The 22,822-nt window shown below is 57.9% G+C and carries 23 protein-coding genes; 12 read left to right on the top strand and 11 right to left on the bottom strand.

Features of this window, described 5'->3' with window-relative positions; genetic code table 11:
* Positions 1 to 28 precede the first annotated feature (28 nt).
* The gene (locus tag DWB63_RS14455; protein WP_241648870.1) at positions 29 to 1,123 is read right to left on the bottom strand and encodes a glycoside hydrolase family 3 protein; all 1,095 of its coding nucleotides are present in this window, start codon (positions 1,121 to 1,123) and stop codon (positions 29 to 31) included.
* A gap of 66 nt (positions 1,124 to 1,189) precedes the next feature.
* Here DWB63_RS14455 and DWB63_RS14450 point away from each other — a divergent pair, with 66 nt between their 5' ends.
* From DWB63_RS14450 to DWB63_RS14430, 5 genes are all read left to right on the top strand, one after another.
* Positions 1,190 to 2,239, top strand: a complete 1,050-nt coding sequence (locus tag DWB63_RS14450; RefSeq protein ID WP_241648869.1) for a rhomboid family intramembrane serine protease — start codon at positions 1,190 to 1,192, stop codon at positions 2,237 to 2,239.
* A gap of 74 nt (positions 2,240 to 2,313) precedes the next feature.
* Positions 2,314 to 3,129, top strand: coding sequence for a metal ABC transporter ATP-binding protein (locus DWB63_RS14445; protein WP_128329559.1), 816 nt, complete (start codon positions 2,314 to 2,316; stop codon positions 3,127 to 3,129).
* Entirely contained in the window at positions 3,129 to 3,944 is an 816-nt protein-coding gene (locus DWB63_RS14440) for a metal ABC transporter permease (RefSeq protein ID WP_128329588.1), read from the top strand. The genes DWB63_RS14445 and DWB63_RS14440 overlap by 1 nt, the downstream gene beginning before the upstream one ends.
* 13 nt (positions 3,945 to 3,957) lie before the next feature.
* A complete protein-coding gene (locus DWB63_RS14435) occupies positions 3,958 to 4,242 on the top strand; it encodes a DNA-binding protein (protein WP_241648868.1) in 285 nt (94 codons plus the stop codon).
* Between the two features lie 45 nt (positions 4,243 to 4,287).
* Positions 4,288 to 4,794, top strand: a complete 507-nt coding sequence (locus DWB63_RS14430) for a hypothetical protein (protein WP_241648867.1) — start codon at positions 4,288 to 4,290, stop codon at positions 4,792 to 4,794.
* A 61-nt stretch (positions 4,795 to 4,855) separates the two neighbouring features.
* On the opposite strand, the gene DWB63_RS14425 is transcribed toward DWB63_RS14430, so the two are convergent.
* Positions 4,856 to 5,167 carry a zinc ribbon domain-containing protein gene (locus DWB63_RS14425; RefSeq protein WP_128329587.1) on the bottom strand — a complete coding sequence of 104 codons (312 nt, stop codon included), beginning with the start codon at positions 5,165 to 5,167 and terminating at the stop codon, positions 4,856 to 4,858.
* A gap of 147 nt (positions 5,168 to 5,314) precedes the next feature.
* Here DWB63_RS14425 and DWB63_RS14420 point away from each other — a divergent pair, with 147 nt between their 5' ends.
* Positions 5,315 to 6,859: a hypothetical protein gene (locus DWB63_RS14420; RefSeq protein WP_128329556.1), complete on the top strand. Its 1,545-nt coding sequence runs from the start codon at positions 5,315 to 5,317 to the stop codon at positions 6,857 to 6,859.
* A gap of 63 nt (positions 6,860 to 6,922) precedes the next feature.
* Here DWB63_RS14420 and purU read toward each other — a convergent pair whose 3' ends face one another.
* Positions 6,923 to 7,804: a formyltetrahydrofolate deformylase gene (gene purU, locus DWB63_RS14415; protein ID WP_128329555.1), complete on the bottom strand. Its 882-nt coding sequence runs from the start codon at positions 7,802 to 7,804 to the stop codon at positions 6,923 to 6,925.
* A 215-nt stretch (positions 7,805 to 8,019) separates the two neighbouring features.
* Between purU and DWB63_RS14410 the strand changes: the two genes are divergently transcribed.
* Positions 8,020 to 8,643 (top strand): D-sedoheptulose 7-phosphate isomerase, encoded by a 624-nt coding sequence (locus tag DWB63_RS14410; RefSeq protein WP_128329554.1) that lies wholly within the window; start codon positions 8,020 to 8,022, stop codon positions 8,641 to 8,643.
* A 57-nt stretch (positions 8,644 to 8,700) separates the two neighbouring features.
* Here DWB63_RS14410 and DWB63_RS14405 read toward each other — a convergent pair whose 3' ends face one another.
* Positions 8,701 to 9,081 carry a hypothetical protein gene (locus DWB63_RS14405; protein WP_128329553.1) on the bottom strand — a complete coding sequence of 127 codons (381 nt, stop codon included), beginning with the start codon at positions 9,079 to 9,081 and terminating at the stop codon, positions 8,701 to 8,703.
* A gap of 66 nt (positions 9,082 to 9,147) precedes the next feature.
* Here DWB63_RS14405 and DWB63_RS14400 point away from each other — a divergent pair, with 66 nt between their 5' ends.
* Positions 9,148 to 9,648 (top strand): hypothetical protein, encoded by a 501-nt coding sequence (locus tag DWB63_RS14400; RefSeq protein ID WP_241648866.1) that lies wholly within the window; start codon positions 9,148 to 9,150, stop codon positions 9,646 to 9,648.
* Here the strand turns inward: DWB63_RS14400 and DWB63_RS14395 are convergent.
* The 4 genes from DWB63_RS14395 to DWB63_RS14380 all read right to left on the bottom strand — a co-directional run bounded on the left by DWB63_RS14395 (position 9,645) and on the right by DWB63_RS14380 (position 15,216).
* Positions 9,645 to 10,238, bottom strand: a complete 594-nt coding sequence (locus tag DWB63_RS14395) for a hypothetical protein (RefSeq protein WP_128329552.1) — start codon at positions 10,236 to 10,238, stop codon at positions 9,645 to 9,647. The genes DWB63_RS14400 and DWB63_RS14395 overlap by 4 nt on opposite strands.
* A 283-nt stretch (positions 10,239 to 10,521) precedes the next feature.
* The gene (locus DWB63_RS14390; RefSeq protein WP_128329551.1) at positions 10,522 to 12,579 is read right to left on the bottom strand and encodes a ribonucleoside triphosphate reductase; all 2,058 of its coding nucleotides are present in this window, start codon (positions 12,577 to 12,579) and stop codon (positions 10,522 to 10,524) included.
* On the bottom strand, positions 12,527 to 13,210 hold the full coding sequence (locus DWB63_RS14385) for an anaerobic ribonucleoside-triphosphate reductase activating protein (protein ID WP_128329550.1): 684 nt from the start codon (positions 13,208 to 13,210) through the stop codon (positions 12,527 to 12,529). Before DWB63_RS14385 ends, DWB63_RS14390 begins: the two co-directional genes overlap by 53 nt.
* A gap of 791 nt (positions 13,211 to 14,001) precedes the next feature.
* Positions 14,002 to 15,216: a mechanosensitive ion channel domain-containing protein gene (locus tag DWB63_RS14380; RefSeq protein ID WP_128329549.1), complete on the bottom strand. Its 1,215-nt coding sequence runs from the start codon at positions 15,214 to 15,216 to the stop codon at positions 14,002 to 14,004.
* A 149-nt stretch (positions 15,217 to 15,365) separates the two neighbouring features.
* Between DWB63_RS14380 and DWB63_RS14375 the strand changes: the two genes are divergently transcribed.
* Entirely contained in the window at positions 15,366 to 16,559 is a 1,194-nt protein-coding gene (locus DWB63_RS14375) for a metallophosphoesterase (protein WP_128329548.1), read from the top strand.
* Here DWB63_RS14375 and DWB63_RS14370 read toward each other — a convergent pair.
* Entirely contained in the window at positions 16,556 to 17,893 is a 1,338-nt protein-coding gene (locus DWB63_RS14370) for an APC family permease (protein ID WP_128329547.1), read from the bottom strand. The two genes, DWB63_RS14375 and DWB63_RS14370, sit on opposite strands and share 4 nt — an antisense overlap.
* A gap of 269 nt (positions 17,894 to 18,162) precedes the next feature.
* Between DWB63_RS14370 and DWB63_RS14365 the strand changes: the two genes are divergently transcribed.
* From DWB63_RS14365 to DWB63_RS14355, 3 genes are read left to right on the top strand one after another with little or no spacing between them, the layout of a single operon-like run.
* Complete coding sequence (locus tag DWB63_RS14365) at positions 18,163 to 18,876, top strand: FadR/GntR family transcriptional regulator (protein ID WP_128329546.1); 714 nt, start codon at positions 18,163 to 18,165, stop codon at positions 18,874 to 18,876.
* A gap of 2 nt (positions 18,877 to 18,878) precedes the next feature.
* Positions 18,879 to 19,895: an alpha-hydroxy-acid oxidizing protein gene (locus DWB63_RS14360; protein ID WP_128329545.1), complete on the top strand. Its 1,017-nt coding sequence runs from the start codon at positions 18,879 to 18,881 to the stop codon at positions 19,893 to 19,895.
* 15 nt (positions 19,896 to 19,910) lie between these two features.
* Entirely contained in the window at positions 19,911 to 20,711 is an 801-nt protein-coding gene (locus tag DWB63_RS14355) for a sulfite exporter TauE/SafE family protein (RefSeq protein ID WP_128329544.1), read from the top strand.
* Positions 20,712 to 20,763: 52 nt separating this feature from the next.
* Here the strand turns inward: DWB63_RS14355 and DWB63_RS14350 are convergent, their stop codons facing one another.
* Both DWB63_RS14350 and DWB63_RS14345 read right to left on the bottom strand, forming a co-directional pair.
* Entirely contained in the window at positions 20,764 to 21,087 is a 324-nt protein-coding gene (locus DWB63_RS14350; RefSeq protein WP_128329543.1) for a hypothetical protein, read from the bottom strand.
* A 35-nt stretch (positions 21,088 to 21,122) separates the two neighbouring features.
* Positions 21,123 to 22,811 carry a glycosyltransferase gene (locus tag DWB63_RS14345; RefSeq protein WP_128329542.1) on the bottom strand — a complete coding sequence of 563 codons (1,689 nt, stop codon included), beginning with the start codon at positions 22,809 to 22,811 and terminating at the stop codon, positions 21,123 to 21,125.
* Positions 22,812 to 22,822: the final 11 nt, after the last annotated feature.

Raw genomic sequence — 22,822 nt, 5'->3', positions numbered from 1 at the left:
GTCCCGTGGGGCAACCGGCGTCGTTGTTTCAAAGGGAGGTCTTGAGGCGCTGGATTCGCTCGAAGGACTTGACGATCCGCTCTTCTGGTATCTTCCCCTCCTCAACCAACTGTTTGATGGCGGCGTGTGCCTTGCCCACGATATTTTCGTCGTATTGGAGGTTGTTGCCGAAGAGCAGGATGTCCGCCCCGGCTTCGATGGCCAGCCTGATGGCCTCGTTTTGCCCGTAGAATTCCGTGATCGCCCCCATGGTCATGTCATCGGTGATGACCACGCCCTCATATCCGAGATCCTGTCTGAGGAGTCCGGTGATCACCTTGTGCGAAAGGGTGGCCGGATAGTCCGGGTCCAGGTTGGTGTTGAAGATGTGCGCGGTCATGATCATGGGCACCTGACCCCTGGCGATCAGCTTTCGGTAGGGGATCAGCTCCGTTTCGGTCCAGGTGTTCGACACGTCGGTCAATCCTTCGTGGCTGTCCGATCCTGCGGAACCGTGGCCCGGAAAATGCTTGATACAGGAGAGCACCTGGCTCCGTTTCAGTTCTCCCATGAAGATTTCAGCGCACCGGGTGACCTTTTCCGGGTCGGAGGAAAAGCTGCGTTCCAGCTTGCCGATGACCGGGCTGTCGGGGGCCACATCCACGTCGACAACGGGCGCAAAGTCGAGGTTGAATCCCCCGGCAGAAAGGGTGGAACCGGCCATATAGCCCGAAGCCCGCACCTTGAACTCACCGGAGGAACAGATATTCTTGGCCGAAGGGGTTTCGTGGAAGCCGTAGGCTTTTTTGAGCCGCTGTACCTTTCCGCCCTCCTGGTCCACCCCGATGAAAAGGGGAATTTCGGCATAGGATTGCAGGGCGCGGTTCAGGTTCTTGACCTGTTCCGGGCTTTTGATGTTGCGTTCGGCTTTGCCCAGAAGCACATCGTAGTCGAAGAGAACCACGCCGCCGAGGTGGTAATCCCGAATGTCCCTGGCGATGCGGCTGTTCTCGTCCGCCGTGAAACCTCTGAATCCGGCCATGAGCATCTGGCCGATCATGACGTCGAGGTCGGCGGCGTGAACCGATGAAGGCAGCAGGCAGAAGACAAGGAGCAGGAAAAGGACAGCCGGTCGTTTGAACATGGTGACTCCGTTGTGTTTTGCAAGAGCATAGGTGGAGGCCGGTGGCAACGCAAGGGGGAAACAGGTTTGCGTCTGGCGAATAATCTTCTACAGTGCGGCATGGTCATCGACACGGAAAACCCCGGATTCCTGCGCCGCGTCTTGCAGCACACCTGGATTGATATCGTTTCCCAGGTCCGCGGGGAGGATGCTTCGCCCCTGTCGCATGGGGAGGCGCAGTTGTGGACGTTGATCCTGGCTTCGCGTCATGTGCCGTATCGGCTGCATCAGTGGCCCAAGGCTGAAGGCGGCGGGTATGCGGTCCAGGTTCAGCAATGGTTTCTGGCCCGTGCCGTGGATGAGATCACCCTCTATTACGAGGAAAACCAGCCTGACTGGCGCGGTGTGAATCTGGTTGATCTGCGACCGGTCAGCGGGGTCGAGCCGACTTTGCTCGGGCTGTCCCTGCTCATTGTGTTTTTTTGGGTCTACAACCGGACCTTTCCCGGATGGGGATTGTACCCCGAACGGTGGCTCAAGCTCGGCAGCGCGGATGCCTGGGCGATACTGTCCGGGGAATGGTGGCGGCTGGCCACGGCCCTGACCCTCCATGCAGATGGACCGCATGTGGTCGGAAATGCGGTCATCGGCGGGGTATTCATCTGGTTGACATCAAGGCGAATCGGCTCCGGTCTGGCCTGGTTCCTGACTCTTCTGGCAGGAATGATCGGCAACCTGTTCAACTCCATGGCCCTCGGCGTGCACCACAATTCCATCGGGTTTTCCACGGCCACCTTTGGCGCGGCCGGGGTGCTGGCCGCCATCAGTCCATTCGGCGTGGGCGGCGGATTGCATGGACGGGGTCACGGCTCTGTCCTGCGCCGTTTTCTGGGTTTCGTCCGATCAGCCTTGGTGCCGTTCGGGGCCGGACTCGGGCTGCTGGCCATGCTCGGGGCCGGGGAGGAGACCGACCTCAGCGCTCATGCCTTCGGGTTCGTGGCCGGTTTGGGCCTCGGGTGCACGGTCGGCTTTCTGACCACCCGCTTCGGCCTTCCGGGCAAGTCCCTGGGCGCGTGGTTGTATCTGGCGGCCCTGGCCATGCCCGTGCTTGCATGGGTGTGGGGCTGGGTGGTATGACCGGGCGGCTTGTGTTAGAGTTTCTTTCATCGGCATTGATATGATCCTTTCGTGTAATTTTTCAGGAGTTTTGTGTGGCTGAGCCTGTTATCGATATACAGGGATTGCAGTTTTCCCTGGGCGGTGTCCCTGTACTCGAGAACGTCGATCTGCGCATCGAGCTGGGGGACTATCTGGCTGTACTTGGCCCCAATGGCGGGGGCAAATCCACGTTGCTCAAGCTCATGCTCGGCCTGCTCAAGCCGGATGCAGGCGTGATCAAGGTTCTTGGCGCGGCTCCGGGAGAGGCCGGGGGACGCATCGGCTATCTGCCGCAGCATACCGTTGTCGCAAAATCTTTTCCCATCACCGTGCTGGAAGCGGTCTGCATGGGCATGGTTCAGCCGGGGCTTCGAGGCATTGCCCGCCGCACTCATTCGAAGGACGAGCGGGAAAAGGCACGGAAAGCCCTAGAGCGCGTCAATATGCTTGAATACGAGAAGCGGAGCCTGATCCGTTTGTCCGGCGGTCAGACGCAACGCGTGTTCATAGCCCGCGCCCTTGTTGACGAGCCCGAGCTGCTCCTGCTCGACGAACCCACGGCCAGCGTGGATTCGGCCAGCCGGAGTTCCCTTTTCCATTTGCTCAATGAACTCAATTCGGACATGACCGTGGTCATGGTCAGTCACGATATTTCATCGCTGTCGTCTGGAGTAAAATCCGTGGCCTGCGTCAATCGAACCCTGCATTTTCACAAGGCTCCGAAGATCACCGACGATATGTTCACCATGGCCTATGGCGGCGCCGATGATGCGTGCTGCCCGGTGGAGTTGGTTACCCATGGTCATGTGCCGCATCGGGTGCTCGCGCCCCACGACCACGGCGATCAGGAAAAAGGTGGGGAGTCGTGATGGATCTCCTCGGTTTTGATTTCATGCAGAACGCCCTGATTGCGGGGCTTCTCGCCAGCCTCATCTGCGGCATCATCGGTTCGCTGGTGGTGGTCAATCGCATTGTCTTCATTTCCGGCGGCATTGCCCATGCCTCCTACGGCGGCGTGGGATTGGCCTTCATGCTCGGTCTGCCGGTCCTGCCCGTGACCACGGCGTTCACGGTCTGCATGGCCCTGATCATGGCCCTGGTCACCCTGCGTGCCAGGGAACGGGTGGATACGGTCATCGGTGTCATCTGGGCCGCTGGCATGGCCTTGGGCATCATTCTGCTCGACCTCACGCCCGGCTACAATGTGGATCTGATGAGTTACCTTTTCGGTTCCATACTGGCCGTGCCACGGTCGGATCTTTGGGTTATGGCCGGACTGGCCTGTGTGGTCCTGGCGCTGGTATTCGTTTTCTACAGGGGATTCATGGTCATGAGCTTCGACGAGGAGTTCGCCCGCTCGCGCGGCGTGCCCGTGGACTTCCTGTATTGCCTGCTCATCGTCATGGTCGGTCTGTGCGTGGTCATGATCATCCGCGTGGTCGGTCTGATTCTGGTCATCGCCCTGCTGACCATCCCGCCGTTCATGGCCGAGCAGCGCACCCGGTCGCTTAAGTGGATGATGGTCCTGTCCACGATACTGAGCGCCGTCTTTACTGTGGCCGGGCTGATCTTGTCCTATGCCATGGACATCACTTCGGGCGCGGCCATCATTGCTGTGGCAGCGGTGAGCTTTTTTGTTTCGCTCCTGCTTCCGAAGAAAAGTGACCCAGGCACACAGGGCTGATTTTGCCCATGGAATGGCTTTTGCAAATTGCCGGGAGCAGGTGTACATCTTTTCCTGGCTTACAGACTATACAGATACCAAAGAAATGACGATGAAGCTCAAGGAAAAGTTGAAAGAGGAAGGGTACTCCCGGTTTCGGGGTGCCGTTGACGCTTCGGTGTATGAGTATTTCAATTGCGATCGCTCCTGGAAGGCGGAGTGGTACCTCAAGGAGGACCATTTCCGATGCTGCGGGTGCAAGGAGCGGTGCGAAACCTCTGATCCCGAAGGGTTTCAGCTCTTTCTCGATCTGGGATAAGGCAACCAAGGATTGACAATGCGACGCTTTTTTTTCGCCATCTGCATGGCTTTTTTAGTGGGGCTGACACCGCTTCCGAGCCAGGCTTCCGAGTTCGAGGACATGGACATCTGCCTGGGTAAGCAGATCCTGGCAAGGATACTGTGCAAGGACCCGCTGGAGGTCAATTACGTTACAAAGGTTCGCCCGAACATCTATCTCTTCTCTGTATTTTACGCCAAACAGGAAGCGCGTTTCGTGGTGGGCGTTTCCGGTGACAAGATTCGTGTCCAAGGCAAGGAATTCCTGAAGTTGACCCGGACTATCGAGTATCATTTCGACTCTACGGCCAAATGCGGCGTGGTGGAGTACTCCTCTTCGGAATGCACCAGAACATCCCCCATAGTTTGTTGTTCGGAAAAAACCGTGGAAGAGAAGTTGGATGAAAAATTCTGGGATCGCCCCATTCCTGACCTGTTGGAAGAGGATCTGCGAAAGGCCTTGGAGGCCCTGCCTCCCGAGGGCGAGGAACCCGCGCCTGAAGGGACTCCCGACCAGGGCGGACAGCAGTAGCGAAGGAAGATAAAAGAGAAGGTTGAGGCCTCCGCATGTGAGCGGGGGCCTTTTTCATGGCTCAGACCCGGCGCAGCCAGAGGACCAGGCCGAGCAGGGCCACCGTCGGATACAGGGGCCACCAAGTATCATAGAAGGCGCAGCCCGCAGCCACGGCTGCCAGCAGTGCCAGGTAGCCCCAGGCTTCGATCATGCGCTTCAGTGAACGCCAGGAATCAGGCGGCATGTTTTGGTGTCGGAAGGATTCCAGAGGAGCGCCGGACGGATTCTCGAAAGACACGGTTTGCCGTATTGACTGGAGTTTGTTGTTGCATTTGGCGCAGAAACGGGTGTCGTCGGAGTTTTTCTCTCCGCATTTGGTGCAGGTGATCACGGTTTGAATATTGCCTGTCGGCGGATGAAGGTCAAGAGGCTCTCTCGTGAAAACCATGTTGAGATATTAATGATTATCCTTTTACAAACAGAGTGGAGTTGGCTTATGTTTTTTGATATTTAATCGCAATTAAGGATACAGAACCGCATGACAGACGCATCATCGAAAGGCGGCCGCCCTGACAAGGCTCAGCGCCTCACCACCTACCAGACCAGGCTCCGTGCTCTGAAAGAACGGTCTTCACTGCGTGAAGTCATGGAGCGGGAACTGTTGCTTGAGATTCTGCACATGAACAGTTCTGCCATCAACGAGTTCCCCATGATTGAAGCGCAGCAGAACAGCGTGGCAGAGCTGTTGTGCGGTCGGACGGGTCACCCCTGTTGCGAATATCTCCATCAGCACGTCGCCAATTTCAGCGTCCTGCTGGCTCACTACGAAAAGGCTGTAGCCAGTGGCGATGCCGAAAATAGTGCGGATTTGCAGGTTTCCCTGCTCAATATCGAAGCCGTGCTGATCAAGTGCGTGCAGGGCATTGTCTACACCATGGCCCTGATCACGGATAATTTCGAGGAGTTGGTCCTGCGCTATTTTGGCCAGGAGGCCCTCGGCCAGTATAGCGGACTTATCGAAAAGCATCCGCTTGATCAGCATTTTTGGAAGGCATTCGTGGAGGAATTCATCGCCAGCCGAGTGGCAGAGGCGCATAGGGAAATTCTCGAGGGCGAAAAATACAATATCACCAAGGAGCGAACTTTCCTGGTCATTCGTTTCTTGTTCGACGATATTTTGTCCAAGCTCAATCCTACGGATGCGGAGATCAGCAAGACCCGCATCCAGAAGGGGTTTATCGCCGGTCGGACGTTGCCTGAAGGCCGCAAGCGGGCCAAGTTCATCCAGGCCATGTTGGTCAAGGGATTGTCCTCACTTTCCCAGTTTCAGAAACTGACCGCCGGGGAATTGCTCCAGGCCGCCATTGTTTCCTGCATCGACAGCGTGAGCGAGGAACTCGAGACCCAATACCAGGGCCGTCAGGAGAAAGCCCGAGCCGCCAAGGAAAATCCGGGTGGCGCTGCCAAGGACCCGGCTGCGGTCAAGCAGGAGCAGGCTCAGTTCAAGTTTCTGATGGATCAGGTCGTCGGGCTGGGTGTGGGGGCAGCCATCGCCATAGGCGTGACCAGCGACCATTTTTACAAGGCGTTGGAATCATTCGTTCCTGACCAGATCAAGGGAATCCTGCCGCTCCGAAAGGATTTCAGCATACCGGTGCTGGAAAAGATTCTGTATTTTCTTCTGGAGAATCATACCATTCAGATTCTCAAGGAGTGTGGGCGCGAAGAAGGCAGCAAGATACAGGTCCGCAGCGGTCGGGCCAGGCGCGTACCCGAGAGCGCGGTGGACGGGTTGCCCGGCATGTCCAAGATACGCAAGAAGCAGCTCTTCGGTAACGATGTCACTCGCGAAGAAACACTGCTGTTCAAGCCCAAGACCGCGCAGCAGATGGCTCAGACCATGTCCATGCTCAGCCTGGAGAAGGAGTTGCAGCAGGCCTTGTCCGATCTGTGGAAACAGGCCGTGTTCCGGGTGGATATCATGGTCTTGATCAACCTGGAACTGGTGGCTAAGACCACCACGAATGTGACGGTCAAGTTGTCAGAAATACTTGAAAAATATGGGATAACCAGGGCCGCATGAACTGTCTTTGACAGCCATGTAAAAAACCCCCGCTCGGCACTGCCGATCGGGGGGGGACATGGCTCAGCGGCGGAAGACGATGGTCTTGTTGCCGTCGATGATGACTCGGTCTTCCAGGTGCCATTGCACGGCCCTGGCCAGGACATGGCGCTCGATGTCGCCCCCCAGCCGTTTCAGGTCTTCAACGTCGTGGCTGTGGGTGACGCGGATGACGTCCTGTTCGATGATCGGCCCCTCGTCCAGCATTTCCGTGACGTAATGGGCCGTTGCTCCGATGAGTTTGACGCCGCGCTGGTGCGCCCGACGGTAGGGGTCCGCCCCGACAAAGGCGGGCAGGAACGAGTGGTGGATATTGATGATTTTCCGGTTGAAGCTGTTCACGAAATCCGGGGTCAGAATCTGCATGTACCGGGCGAGGACGATCAGGTCTGCCTTGCCGTCCATGAGTTCGAGCATGGTGTCCTCGGCTGTGACCTTGTCGCGCAGGGACGGACCCACAGGTACATGATGGAAGGGAACGCCGAAGTGTTCCACGGACGAACGCTGGTCAGGGTGGTTGGAGATGACCATGGACATTTCGGTTTCCAGGTCGCCGCGTTTCCAGCGCCACAGCAGTTCCATGAGCGCATGGTCCACCTTGGAACAGAGGATGACCATTTTCTTGGGTTTCCAGACAGGGTTCAGACTCCACTCCATGATAAACCCGTTGGTCACTTCCGCTTCGAATTCACGGCGCAGTTCCTCCAGTCCGTCCATGTCCAGTCCGGGCAGGAAAAACTCGTTGCGCATGAAGAACCGACCGCCTACGGGGTCGGTGGAGTGCTGATCGGAATGGATGATGTTGGCGTTCTTGCGGTGCAGATAGCCGCTGACTGCGGCCACGATGCCCGGTTGGTCCGGGCAGGTGATGAGCAGCCTGACTGTGCTTTCCTTGGATTCGGTCATGGTCATGTTCGCCTTGATGCTTTTTTGATGAAGTCCGGCTGCGGCCCGTGGAAAAAGTCTCGGCCACTGCACAGATTCGGGCTGTAACGCAAAAGGCGGCCGAATAAAAGTCTTTTCCTCGGATGCCGCACGGTAGGACTTGGCAAGTGCGTAATTCGGCAGTATAGGCAGTGTTGGACGAGTGTTCTACGACAACACGCACAAATGAGGAATATATGTCTGAAGCAGCTTTGAAAAAAGTAATGGATCACGCCTCGGCAGGATTGGCTGCCCGAAAGGCTTTTTTTGATACCAAGGCGGAACTGGTGGTCGAGATCGCGCGAGCCATGGCCGTATGTCTGGCCGGTGGCGGAAAGATCATGTTTTGTGGCAACGGTGGTTCGGCCGCAGACTGCCAGCACCTGGCCGCCGAATTCACCAATCGAATCAGGATGGAGCGTCCGCCTCTGCCCGGCCTGGCACTGACCACCGACACCTCGGCCCTGACCGCCATAGGCAATGATTACAGCTTCGACGAGGTTTTTTCCAAGCAGCTCCAGGCTCTGGGGCGTCCTGGCGACATGCTGGTGGGATTTTCCACCTCCGGCACCAGCACCAATGTCATTCGCGCCATGCGTGAGGCCAAGCGCAACAACATCGTCACCGTGGGCATGACCGGGCAAAGCGGGGCCGAGATAGCCTCTGTGTCGGATTTCCTGGTCACCGTGCCTTCCGGCGATACCATGATCATCCAGGAAATCCACATATCCGCCGGGCACATGATGTGTTTCCTGGTGGACCATTTCCTGTTTGAAGCGGTTTCCGAGCTGACACCCTATCTGCCGGAATCCAAAGGCTAGTTTTTCGACTTTGCAATGGAAAAGCCCCTGCGAGGTATCGCGGGGGCTTTTTGGTGTTTAGAAGGTTTCGCGCTTGATCCTGATGGTCAGGCCTTTTTCGCGGAGTCGTTGGGCCAATGTGTTGGCCCGCTGTATGCTTGGAACCGTGCTGATGACCAACTGGGCCACGCCGGCCTCGTCCCATACCCAGATGTTTTCGGGCAGGTTCAGGCCGGCCCGGCGAATGGCCACAAGCAGCAACTGCCTGGATTGTTCCCTACTGTCGAATGAGTCTTCGTCCAATGGTTCGCCGCATGCCATGACCCACCATCCTCGGGGACGGAGCGTCGGGTCGGGTTCTTCGCCGAAGCTCTTGGCTGTCAGCGCGGCCTGTTTGGCGCGGACGACGGCTGTCATGCGCAGGATGCTCTCTTCTATTTGACTGATATTACTACGCATACTTTTGTTTCCAATGGGTTGACCCTTGTCCGATTTCACTGTGTATTTTACCTTGGAGCTTGGGGAATGGCAAGGGGGTTCATCGGGTACGCAGCTGATTATCTGGTCCTTGCCTGCGAGCCTGCCGGGATGTATTGTAACCAAATGGTCAACTTGTCCAGCACTCCATTCAAGCGTACCCCGGCGCAAAAGCTGTTTCGGTTCATCGCCGGGATAGTGATCGTCGGGCTGATAATCTGGGGCTTGGTCGCCATTCCCTATGACATCCTGCGCGAGGAGCGGGCCAGACTCTACGGGGAGGAGGTCACCTCGGGGCTGGTGCTGACCGTCCGGACCGAAGATGCCGGGGAATATCCCGGTGCCAATCTGATCATCGAATACAAGTACGTGGACCCGGACGGGTATGCCCGCAGGACCGAAGCCCGTCTTCCCGACAGCCTGTGGAAGCAGTATCGTCCCGGCACCAGGCTCAAGGTCATTCTCGTGCGCGGTCGGCCGGACATGGCCCGCATACCGGATGAGGTGGAACCGGGCTTTCAGGTCTGGCTCAGGGAATTGATGAACTAGCCGTACTGTTTCGGGAATTTTTCACCCATCAGATATTCCATTGCTTCGCGGTCTATGGTGCCGGAGGCGATGAAGAACTCCAGTCCGACCACCATTGGATGATAGGTGATCCCATGGGGCAGGCCGTCGGCCTGGCCAAAGATATACCGCTCGGAAGGTACGGCTTCGTTGACCTCGACGATGCCTGCGAGGTGCAGGGCCGAGGGCAGGACGTGGTCGAGGATGACGCCGCCCGGCAGGGTGGTCCAGAGGTGGTAGAGGCCCATGTCCTCTTCTCCGGACTCGTTCTGCACCATCTTCTTGAAATGGTTCGGGGTGGCCTGCATACGCATCTCGCCGTTCACCGCCACATTGCCCATGGTCAGGATTGCGCCGGGGATGTGGAATTTCCTGGTCAGCATGTGGAACATGCCGAAGTTCACGGACAGGGCCTTGCCCGCCCGCTCGGCAAACGGGATGTGTCCGGCCTCCTCCACCGTATTCAGGATGGTCTGGTCAATGGGGAAGGGGGTCTCGTTGACCGAGAATTCCCCGAGATCCATCTTTTTCGTGCGTCCGGCCGCTGCCTTGAATTCATTCAGGTATGACATGACCGCCCCTCTAGCACTTCCCTTTTGGGCGGGCAAGTCTCCGGCGGCCTGAGAGGAAACATTCGGGAAAGTTTCCTTTCTGGACTTCCCCTTCAAAGCTTTTTGCGTGCCTCCGGCAAGGGCGTACGAACTTGGTTGGCCTAGCCAAGCGGCGATCAAAGGTTTGGAAGAAAGGAGGGATGGGGCCGGAGGCATCAAAGCGTACAAGACCCGCTGCATGCGCAACGGGTCTTGCATTCCACTATCCTCAAGCCCCACTCCTCAATGGGGCTTTCAGAACGATTTAATTACACAGGCAGTCGCTGAACACCACGCGGTCGGTGTATTCGGCCTGTTTGCCCTTGTTCCAGCGGGAGACCGGGCGGTAATACCCGACGATGCGGGTATATACTTCGGCTTCTTCGCCGCAGGTGGGGCACTCGAAGTGTTCACCCAGGATGTAGCCGTGCTCCTTGCAGATGGAGAAGGTGGGCGTGACCGAGATGTAGGGAATCTTGGTCTTGGTGAACGCCTTGATGATGAAGTTCTTGAGGGATTTCGGGTCGGTGACCGCTTCGCCGAGGAAGGTGTGGAACACGGTGCCGCCGGTGTAGAGCGGTTGGAGCTGGTTCTGGTGCTCCAGGGCGAAGAGCACGTCTTCGGAGATGCCCACGGGCAGGGCCGTGGAGTTGGTGTAGTAGGGAGTGCCGTTGCCCTGGGCCTTGATGTCGGCATAAAGGGCCTTGTCGATCTTGGCCAGTCGGTAGCTGGTGCCTTCGGCGGGCGTGGCTTCGAGGTTGTACAGCGAGCCCGTTTCTTCCTGGAAGCGGGCCGTGATGCGGCGCAGGTGATTCAGGGTGCGGCGCATGAGGCGCACTCCGCTTTCGGTTTCAATGCCCTTGCCGATGAGGTTCAGGCAGGCTTCATGTCCGCCGAGAAGGCCGATGGTGGAGAAGTGGCCCTTATAGCCGTTCTTGAGGTAGCGCTTGGACCAGGGGAACATGCCCGCGTCGAGGTTGCCGTTGATGACCTTGCGCTTGTATTCCAGGGAATCCTTGGCCAATTCGGCGTATTCTTCGACCAGATCCAGGAAATCGTCCTCGCTCTGCGCCAGGTAGGCGAGCTTGGGCAGGTTCAGGGTGACCACGCCGATGGAGCCGGTCAGGTCGCCAGCGCCGAACAGGCCGCCGGTCTTCTTGCGCAGTTCGCGCAGGTCCATTTGGAGACGGCAGCACATGGAGCGAACGTCCTCGGGATTGAGGTCCGAGCTGATGAAGTTCTGGAAATAGGGCACGCCGTACTTAGCGGTCAGCTTCATGAGCGATTCGCCGATCTCGGATTCCCAGGGGAAGTCTTCGGTGACGTTGTAGGTCGGGATCGGGAAGGAAAAGATGCGGTCATGATGATCGCCTTCGAGCATGACCTCGATGTAGGCCTGGTTGATCATGTCCATTTCTTTCTGGAAATCGCCGTAGGTCAGTTCGTCGTCGAGCTTGCCGCCCATGATGATCGCTTCGCTTGCGATGTGCTTGGGGGCCACAAGGTCGAAGGAAAGGTTGGTGAACGGGGATTGTCCGCCCCAGCGCGAGGTCGTGTTCAGGTTGAACACGAATTTCTGCATGCACTGGCGTACTTGGCCGTAATTGAGGTTGTCCTGCCTGACGAACGGGGCAAGATAGGTGTCCACGTTGTTGAAGGCCTGCGCGCCGGCCCATTCGTTTTGCAGCGTGCCCAGGAAGTTGTTCATCTGTCCCAGGGCGGTGTCGAAGTGCTTGGCAGGACCGGCAGAGGCGCGGCCTTCCAGATTGAAACCTTCCAGCAGCAGGTCGCGCAGGGACCAGCCCGCGCAGTATCCGGCCAGACCGAAGGAAAGATCATGAATATGGAAATAGCCGTGCTCATGGGCCAGACGGATTTCCTCGGGATACTTTTCCAGGGCGTACCGTGCCTGGACCGTGCCGGACAGGTGCAGCATGAGGCCCTGGAAGGAATGGGTCATGTTGGCGTTTTCATTGACGCGCCAGTCGGCCTGATCAAGATAGGTGTCGATGACATCCTTGATGTCGAGGTAGGCCTCCTTCTGGGAGCGGAGCTGGCGGCGCTTTTCCCGGTACAGGATGTACTTCTTCGCGATATCGTACTGTCGGCCCTCCATGAGCACCTGTTCGACCATGTTCTGGACGTGCTCCTGCTCGGGAATTGCCATGTCTTCGAGTTTCTTCTCGACTTTTTTGGCGAGGCGTTTGGAGAGAATCGGGTCTTTTATCCCGCTGGCGCTGAGCGCCTTGAAAATGGCCTGGGCTATGCGGTCAGTTGACCACGTTTCCAGCCGGCCGTCTCTCTTCATGATTTGACTTGGCATTCTCCGGCATCCTCCTTGGGGGAACATATTTCTGGATTTTCAATTCAAATTCTGAGGGCAGGTAGCCGCGTACCGTGCGCAGGTCCGACTCGGTCAGTCCGGGCATCCTCGTGGTGCGGAAGTAAAACGCCTCGGGTTTGGTCCGGGCCAGGTCGAAGATGCGGGTCAGGTTCGCTTCGGCAGCAATGGCGGATATGGCGTGTCCGGTCAGGGCAGGGTATTTGGCCCAGGGGCCTTTGACATCCACGGCGAAGGTGTCTGCCAGTTCGCACTGGAAGAGGTCGTTCACCACTTCTGGCCGCATCCCGTTGGTGTCCACCTTGATGGGCAATCCGATTTTTTTGATTTCCCAGAGCAGTTCACCGATGCCGGGAACCGTGGTCGGTTCTCCTCCGGTGATGGTGATGCCGTCCAGCCACCCTGCACGGTCCCTGATGTAGGATTTGATTCGCTGTGCGTCGAGAACGGGCAAGGTTTGCATGTCCCATGCGAGCTGGAAGTTGTGGCAGGTGGGGCAACGCAGGTTGCATCCGCCCAGGAAGATGATGCACGAAGTCCGGCCGGGCCAGTCGCACAGGCTCATGTTTTCGAACCCGCGTACGTATTTCCAGACCTCTGCAGGTTCATTCATCTTCCGAAACTCCTTTCCCCGTTTGTGAGCTGCATGGAGCAGCCGTACGTGGCTTCAAATACTGATAATATACTGGACGTTCTGCAAAAAATGAGGGCGAAACGCCGTAGGTGCACCGGGTATTTCATGACAAAAATGATCGCGGACACGTGACGGATACACTATCGCAGGCCTATAATTTTGTACAGGGGGTAATTGGAAAACATTTAGCTACTTGATCAAGAATTGGCGTTTATGATCGATTGGAGACGATTGCATGTAAATAGATTTTTTATTCCACAGATACTGTTCGTGGAGGGGGGCCAATATATTTAACTTTTTTCTAGAATTAGTTTAGAAAAAAAAGAGTTCAATTTCGACGGGATTTGTTTTCGACAGGGGGTGGGTGTGACAAGCAAGAAAAGGTTTGGAACGATCGGATGAAAGTGGCTTACCACAAGGGCTGCCCATAGGGAACAGAAAAATAACCGGATTCCACAGGTCAAGGAACATTCAATTCGTGATTTTCTCCCGGTCAACGTGTAACGCACGACCTCCAAGGGGTGAGGCCGGCGAGTCGATTTTGGTTCGGATATCGGGTGCTTTTCTGGCACGTGTCTTGAAGGTCGGCATTGTCGGGAATCCAGTCTCCTGTGGTGGCGCATGTGCCGCTTCCTCCTTCCCAAGGGGAAGCTTTGGAAGGGGGGTGTCAGGATATGCCGAGGTCTTCCTGCATGGTGATCGTTTCATGGAAGAGTTGATTTTTCCTGTTCCCGTGCGTGCGTTTGCGTGCCTTGGGAAATGCCTCCTGCTTAGGCCCCGTTGCGGTGGTCCACCAATGCGTTGCGCTGGTAGGCCTTGAGCCCGAATTCGGGCAGGCCGGCCAGCAGGTGGTCCATGATGTCGGACGTGATGTCTTCGTGGACGGCCCAGGCCGTCTCGTTGGTGAAGCAGTATATCTCAAGGGGCAGCCCCTTGGAGGCGTCGGGTTGGAGCTGGCGCACCAGGAGGGTCATGTCCTGCCGGATCTTGGGGTGGGTGCGCAGGTATTCCAGTGCGTATCGACGGAACAGGCCGAGGTTGGTCAGGCGACGTCCGTTGAGTTGAGAGGATTGGTCCACTCCGGCCTCGGCGTTGGCTGAATCGATCTCTGCTTGCCGTTGTTCTATGTATGCTGCCAGGCGATCTATTTTTTTCAACCGTTCGACCATTTCGGGGTCCGCAAACCGTATGGAGGTCTGGTCGATCATGAGTGCCCTTTTGATTCGGCGCCCTCCGGATTCGGCCATGTTCTGCCAGTTCTTGAAGGACGTATCCAGAAATTTGTAGGTGGGAATGGCCGTGATGGTCATGTCCCAGTTCTGGACCTTGACCGTGTTCAGGGCGATGTCCACCACGCTGCCGTCCGCACCCATGGCGGGCATCTCGATCCAGTCGCCCTTGTGCAACAGGTCATTGGCCGCGATCTGGATACCGGCCACCAGCGACAGAATGGTGTCGCGGAATACGAGCATGAGCACGGCGGTCATGGCGCCGATGCCAGAGAGTAGCCCCCAGGGCGACTGGCCCAGCAGGATGGAGACTACAGAGATGGCTCCCAGGATGTAGATAAAGAGTTTGAGCAACTGCACATATCCCTTGATGGGACGGCGGTTGGCGATGTCAAAGGTCTGATAGAGGCGAGTCAGTGCGTCAAGGAGCTTGGCCATGACCAGAATGATGGCCACGGTTGTATAGGCATATATGGCATCTTCCATGACGGACTTGATATTCGGAAAGAGCACCAACCCCCAGAACAGGACAGGGGCCGGGGCCAAAAGGGCGGCTCGGGAGAACACGCCTTCTTTCATGAGGATGTCGTCGAAATGGCTTTTGGTGCGTCTGGCGAAAGCGTTGGCGGCTCGCACTAGGAACATTTTGGTCAAAGCGAAGGTTATCAGACCGGCAACCAGCAGCAGGCCGATTTTGGCGATAATGTCCAGCATGGGACTTTCCTGGATCAGGACGATGGGCAGGGTGAGGTTCATGGGGTGCTCCTTGAGGCTCGGTGTGCGGTCTGTGTATCAGATGCGGATGGTTTTGAGAACCGGTCATGGCCTGTCGAATTTTCGGGGAATTTGACAATTATCGAATTGTGGCCCATTTTCATTACTATATAAAAGGAGTGAAATCATTCATGGTATCCTGGTTTGCCATAGTTCTGACCGTCACCGGTCTTCTGGTTATGTACCTGGGCTGGCGGCTCGTCGAACCCCTGCCCATGGGCCGGAAACGGAAAATTTCGCTCTGGCTGGTGCTGGCGGTGATGCTGTTCGGGTATCGTCTGACCTGGTTTCTGCACCGGACCAATAAATACGAACTCGTTGCCTGCGACAGTCTTTACTGGATCGGTCTGACCTTTTTCGGCTTCATCTCCATCCTGATCTTCTTCATGTTTGCCCGGGACATACTCCGCATTTTCCAGGCCATGGCGTCCGGGCTGAAAAAAGTGTTCGTCAGGCGCAGCAAGCGTCCCTATTTTCTCAGCCCTGACCTGGATCGCCGCCGGTTCATGCTCAATGCCTCCAATGGGGTCTTTCTTGCCGCAACCCTGCCCCTGGCCGGGATCGGGGTGTTCACTGCCCGCAGCAAACCCTCTGTGGTGTACAGCGAATTGCCTGTCGAGGGTCTGCCCAAGGGACTCGACGGTTTCACCATTGCCCAGATATCGGATACGCACATAGGCCCGACCATCCGGGCGGACTGGGCACGCATGGTGGTGGATACGGTGAATTCCCTGAATGCGGACCTGGTCGTGCACACCGGTGATTTGGTGGACGGTTCCGTGGACGGGCTCAAGGACGACATCAAGCCCATGAGCGACCTGAGCGCGCCGCACGGCGTCTGGTTTTGCACGGGAAATCACGAGTACTATTCTGGCATCGGCGAGTGGCTTCCCGCAGTCAGGCGACTTGGCATCCGGCCCTTGATCAACGAACACGCCCTGATAGACACGGGCAAGGGGAGCATCCTGCTGGCAGGGGTCACTGACATCAACAGCGCGCGGATGGAACCGACCCATGTCTCTTCACCCGGAGAGGCCCTCAAGGGTGCGCCCGAGCATGATGTTTCCATACTGCTCGCTCACCAGCCCAACTCCGTGTTCGAGGCCGCCAAGGCGGGATACGACATCCAGCTTTCAGGGCATACCCACGGTGGTCAGTACTTCCCCTACAACTTCGTCATCCACCTCTTCCAGACCTACGTGCGCGGTCTGTATATGCACGAGGGCATGCTGTTGTATGTCAACACGGGCACCGGCTACTGGGGACCGCCCATGCGCCTCGGCACCACGCCTGAGATCACCCTGCACACCCTGCGCCGCGCCTAGCGGGTTGGTCGCCGACGGTTCCCGTTGTGCATGAGCGCGACTCCCAGGCCGATGATGACCAGGGAGATCAGCAGGAAGTGCGTGAACATGTCCTTCTGGATGGCGCCCCATATGATGTAGACGGACCCGATTCCGGCCAGGGCCGGGCAGGCGAACCGGCTGAAGCCGCCCAGGTCGGTGAAGGTCTTCATCACCCATATGTAGATGGAAATGTAGATCACATACAAGAACGCGATGGGCAGCTCCGAAATATCCATGAACTGGCCCCACCAACCCGCGAAGTTTCCGTACCAGACCACCAGCCACATACAGGAGAGCACATAGCCGATCAGCGCCGAATTGGTGGTGCAGTTGTTCTTGGGGTTGATCCGGCAGAAGAATTCAGGATTTGGTCCCATGTTGCGTGAGGCAATGGAGTACATGCCGCGGGCCGCGCCCATGATCAGGCCGTTCAGGGTGCCGAGGCAGGAGATGATGACGAAGACCGTCAGCAGAGTTCCGCTCAACCGACTGAAAATGAGGGCAATGACCTGTACCGGGGCCGCGTTGCCCTCGGTCAGCACCTGCTCGTTGGTCAGGACACCGGAAATGCCGAGATAGTAGACCATGTAGATGACGACCACGGCCAGGGTTCCCACCACCAGTGCTCTGGGCAGGGTCCGTTTGGCATCCTTGAGTTCGGCGTTGATGACCGTGGCGATGATCCATCCCTCATAGGCGAATGCGGTGGACAGGGTGGCCACGGCCAGCCCGCCGCCGCTGGAAACCGTTCGGGCGGCGTGGGTGAAGTTCTCCAGGGTCTGGCCGCTGGTCAATCCGGCGATGCTGCCGACGACAGCTACCAGGGCCAGGGGGATGAGCTTGACTACCGTGGAAGTGACCTGCCACTTCCCGGCCAGGACAGGCGAATAGTAGTTCAGCATGAAAAAACCGGTCAGATAGATCCAGGCTATGGGCCAAAGGGCTTGCTCCATGTCGAGCAGGCCCACGGTGTAGTTGGCCGATACCCAGGCCAGTACCGCCACCAGGGTGGGGTAGTATATGAAGGTCATGAACCAGGCTACCAGGTATCCGGCCTTGTGTCCGTATGCCTGCTCGAAGTAATCCACCACGCCGTTGACCCGTTCCACGCGGGTGGCGATCTTGGAAAAGACATAGGCGGTGACAACCATTATCATCCCGCCGATGAGCCAGGCAAGCAGGGCCGTGGGCAGGCTGCCGCCTGAAGCCTTGAGGACGTCGTCCGCCTTGAAGAAGACGCCTGATCCGATGACAATACCAACGACCATGGCGGTCGCTGTCCAAAATCCGTATTTTTTTTGTAGATTTTCCATGCGTTATGAGTTCGCCCTGTTCTTGGGCATGGCTATATGTGATGTCTTTGATGGACTTGGATGTACTTGCATCGCGTGTCCGGCAGCGGCAAAGTCCGGGACTTCTCTGCTACGTGGAAACAAAAATGTCCAGCCCTTTGAGACAATAATGTCTAAACTCTTATTGAAGCTCCGTAACAAGGCCTGGACGGCACATGATTCTCGCGGTTGACGGCAGGTGTAACTTGAGCTACTTCCAATTGGTCCAACCAATTTTTAGGGGAAATGCGATGGAAGCCAAGCCAGTGCAAAGAAAGTCCATATCGGAGGAGATCGTATCCCAGCTCAAGGGGATGATTGATCAGGGGCGGTTATTGCCGGGAGACCGACTCCCGGCGGAACGTAAATTGGCCGAACAGTTTGGTGTCTCCCGGACCTCGGTACGGGAGGGGATCAAGATTCTGGCCGAGTCCGGCCTCCTGGAAAGCCGCCAGGGGGCCGGAACCTTTGTCAGTGAGAACGAAGGTGGTGCCAGGGAGGGGTCCCTCCTGGAAGCGGTGCTCTCCGGGGACTTTGATCTGCAAGACGTGTTCGAGGTGCGCAAAATGCTGGAACCGGAGATCGCGGCACTGGCTGCGCGCAACGGCTCACCAAGTGCCAAAAACCGTCTGGAGGCCATTCTCATGGAACAGGAGCAGGCCATACGGAGCGGCAGTTCCGGGGCCGGGCTTGATCACCAGTTCCATCAGGCCCTGGCCGAGGCTTCGGGGAATCCGGTGTTGCGCGAGATGGTTTCCGCCCTGCATGAGGGCTTTGCCCGAAGCCGGGAAGACATCGTCCAGTCGCCGCAGCGTCAGGAAGCGTCCCTTGCGGCGCACCGGGCCATCATCGAAGCGGTCAGAAACGGACACGCCATGCAGGCCGAACGGGCCATGCGGGAACATCTGGAAGAAGTCGAAAGAATTATATTTCATAATCAAACATATGGATATTCAAGGAGATAGAGATGAAGGAAATCAATGAGAGGGCGCGTGATCTGATGAAGGGTTTTTGCCGTGTCTGCAAGGTTTGCGACGGTCGGGCCTGCGCCGGTGAAGTGCCGGGCATGGGCGGCCTTGGAACGGCCGCCTCATTCAAGTCCAATGTCGAGGCCCTTGAGGGCTTTCGCTTGAACATGCGTTTGTTGCATGATGTGTCCGAACCTGACACCGGTACGTCTTTGCTCGGTTTCGACCTGGCCATGCCGGTCATGGCCGCGCCCATCGGCGGCGTGTCTTTCAATATGGGCGGCGGCGTGTCCGAGGAGGACTATGCCGACGCCGTGGTCACCGGTTGCAAGGCGTCCGGCATTGTCGGCTGTGGGGGTGACGGTGTGCCGCCTTTCATCCATGAGGCCGCGTTCGCCGCCATCGTCAAAAACGGCGGTCACGGCATTCCGTTCATCAAGCCCTGGGAAGGCGGCGAATTGGATGAGAAATTGGAAAAGGCCCGTGCCACCGGCTGTTCGGTGTTCGGCATGGACGTGGATGCCGCCGGTCTGATCACCTTGCGCCAGATGGGCAGGCCTGTTGCCCCCAAGCCCGTTTCAGAGCTGAAGAAGATCGTCGACAAGGTGCACGGCTGGGGCGCGAAGTTCGTGCTCAAGGGCATCATGACCCCGGATGAGGCTGAATTGGCCGTGAAGGTCGGCGCGGACGCCATCGTGGTTTCCAACCACGGCGGCCGTGTGCTCGATCATACTCCCGGCACCGCTGAAGTCCTGCCCGAGGTGGCTGAACAGGTCCACGGCAGGATCACCGTCATCGTGGACGGCGGCATCCGTTCCGGCGCGGACGTGCTCAAGATGCTGGCGCTGGGTGCGGACGCGGTCATGATCGGTCGTCCGGTGTCCGTGGCTGCCGTGGGCGGCTTGCAGCAAGGGGTCGAGAAGTATTTTGCGAACATCAAGGCGCAGCTTGCCGGGGCCATGGTCCTGACTGGCTGCAAGGACATCGCGTCCGTAGACACCAACATACTGTTTTAAGGCGGCCATCACCCCATGATTACGACATATCTTCTATATATTGTTCTTGGCGCATTCGCTGGAATCCTGGCGGGACTGCTCGGTATCGGCGGCGGGTTGGTCATCGTGCCAATGCTCAATATCACTTTCGAACTGCAGAGTTTTCCTGTTCAACATATCCAGCATATCGCCCTGGGTACGTCCATGGCGACCATCATCTTTACGTCCCTTTCCAGCATGCGTGCTCACCACAAGCGTGGGGCCATCAACTATGCCGTTTTCTGGCGGCTGACGCCCGGCATCATCACCGGCACCTTTCTTGGTGCTTGGGTGGCGTCGCTCCTGTCAACGATGTTTCTCAAAGTGTTTTTCGGGCTGTTTCTCTATTATGTGGCTTCCAAGATGCTCATGAAATCCAAGGCCAAGAGCACCCGGGAGCTGCCGGGATATTTGGGAATATTCGGAGCAGGTAACGGCATCGGTATTTTCTCGGCCCTGGTGGGCATCGGCGGGGGTACTTTGACTGTTCCCTTCTTATCATGGTGCAATCAGACCATGCATGTGGCCATTGCCACGGCTGCGGCTGTGGGCTTGCCCATCGCCCTTGCGGGCACTGCCGGGTACGTGATCAACGGATGGGGCGTGGAAGGCATACCCGGTCCGCATGTGGGTTATGTCTATCTCCCGGCTTTTCTGGGCATCATTTGCATGAGTGTCGTGACCGCGCCGCTGGGCGCCAAGTTGGCGCACTCCCTGCCCGTGGACAAGCTGAAGAAGATATTTGCTGTCCTGCTTTTGATCGTGGGAACCAAGATGTTGTGGAGCGCCCTTGTCTAAAGGGTGAGAACCTTGAAAACGAAAGGGCTGATTCGGTTGAATCAGCCCTTTTTTACAAGCCATGTTCCCTTTGATGGGCGTCCACCACGTTGTCGACGCGAACCAGCTTTTCCTCAATCTTGCCGGGCGTGATGGTGTATCGGGTGACGACCCAGTCGAGTTGGTCGATGTATTCCACATGGCCGTAGCCGCCCTCGGGCAGGTTGTCCCGAATGGCTTCGATGAAGTCGTCGATCATCAAATAGTGGCCTTCATGGTCCACCCGCAGGATGTCCCCGTTGTAGTCCACCTGGTCAAAGGGGATGATGTCCTTGATCAACTCAAAGACTTCCGGTGTGATCCGGTGAAAATCGCCGTATACGCGAACTGCTTCCATGGGTGTCCTCTCTTGGAAAAACGGATGGAAAAGAATTAGGCACGTTGGCCCATGCGGTCAACCAGGTATCCGGTTTTTTGTTCGAGATCAGCCCAGAGCTGCAGCCGATTTTCCCGGCCCAGCCGGGTCAGTTCCTCGTCCGAATACTTGGTGTCGAGCTTGAGCTTGTTGCCCATGACCTGGCCGATCTGTTTGGCGGTCCTGGATTTGGCCAGGGAGGAGTGCTGGATGTGCCTGATGGCCAGTCCGCCCACGTAGAGGGCGGGCATGCCAGCGAGGTTCGACCGCAGGTCGCGGTCCAGGTCGTCGAATTGGGACGGGGTGTAGCGCAGGTCGAAACCTCCGGTCTTCTCCACGGAGCGCATGTTCACCAGATGGCAGCAGCCCGACACCGAGAGGCAGGGCCGGGTGTAGGTGAACATGCCGGTGTCGAGGGAACCGGCGCAGTTGTCGAACAGAAGCACCCGGTTGGGCAGGGCGCCCGGTTCGGTCTCTGCCGGCGGAGTGGGAAACAGGTTGTAATCTGCGGATTGCAGGCTGAACGGCGGGACGGCTGCGGTGATGCGGCAGCCCACGGCCCCGATGTCGTCGCGGTCTTGAACCGGTCCGAGCAGCCGGAGCAGCCAGTCTTCGGGCAGGACGATGTCGTCGTCCAGAAAGGCTGCCCATTTTGCGGCGCGCAGCTCCGGCAGGGACATGAGCCAGTTGCGGGCCGCAGGAGCGCCCACGTTCACCGGCAGGGTCTCGATGCGGAAACGTTCGGAGCCGAATTTCTGCATGGCCTGCGTCAGCACCTCTGCGGTATGGTCTGTGGAACCGTTGTTCAGCGTGAACACTTTGGCTTTGCCAATGTCGCTCCTGAGCAGGCTGTCCAGGGTGTCGGCCAGCAGGTCCGCCTTGTTCCACGAATAGGCCAGGATGGCCGCGTCTTCGGTGGCTGCGCTGTCGGCCAGGGCGGGGGCATTGAATAGATCGTAAAGCTTCAGCGTCAGGTTGACGTGCCAGGGAATTGTCTGCCACAGCCCGGCCAGGGCCGCCTTTCCTTCGCCTTTCCTGCCCATGCGGAGCAGGGTCTCGCCAGCGGCATAAGCCCTCCACAATCCCCAGGTGGCCGGGTCCAGCCCTTCGATGACCGGGAGTGCGTCCTCAGAGGGCAGGCAGTGAAAGGCCCAGTCTGCTTCCATGCGTGCCTTGAGCGGCAGGGCGGTGTCGTTCCAGGACACCATGTCCAGTGCCGCCTTGGGAATCTCCGGCCTGCCCATATGGATGAGATCCTGCCAGACATGGTGCAGCCAGCCCGATCCTTTGGCCGGATCGCTCAGAACCACGGTCAGGAAACGCAAGATAAGCGACCGGTCATCCTGACGGGCCAGGGCATACCATGTATCAAGGGCTTCGCTGTCCTGCGGGCGGGGCAGGTTGGCGTTGAGGATCATGATCCTGCTGAGGGCGGCGTCCGTCTTCAGGCCCAGGTTCACCGCGCTGACACCCCATTGTCCCATGTCCGGGGCCAGGGGGTGCGCCTGCATCCCCCATAGGGCCATGCCCAGGGCCGCGCGCCTGCAGCCGGGGTTGTCCTCGCCCAGGCGGAAGAGGCCGGGCAGCAGACCTGTCAGGGATTGCGGCAGTCCCATGCCGAGATGCCAACCGGAAAAGTGACGGATGAAGGCCGGCTGGATGGGCGCGCAGAGGGGCAGGGTGCGGGGAAAGGAAAATCGGTTCATGATGTCTGCCA

This window comes from Pseudodesulfovibrio sp. S3 (genome assembly GCF_004025585.1).
GTDB lineage: Bacteria > Desulfobacterota > Desulfovibrionia > Desulfovibrionales > Desulfovibrionaceae > Pseudodesulfovibrio.
The sequence above is the reverse complement of the archived record's forward strand: the minus strand, read 5'-3'. Positions and strand labels throughout refer to the sequence as shown.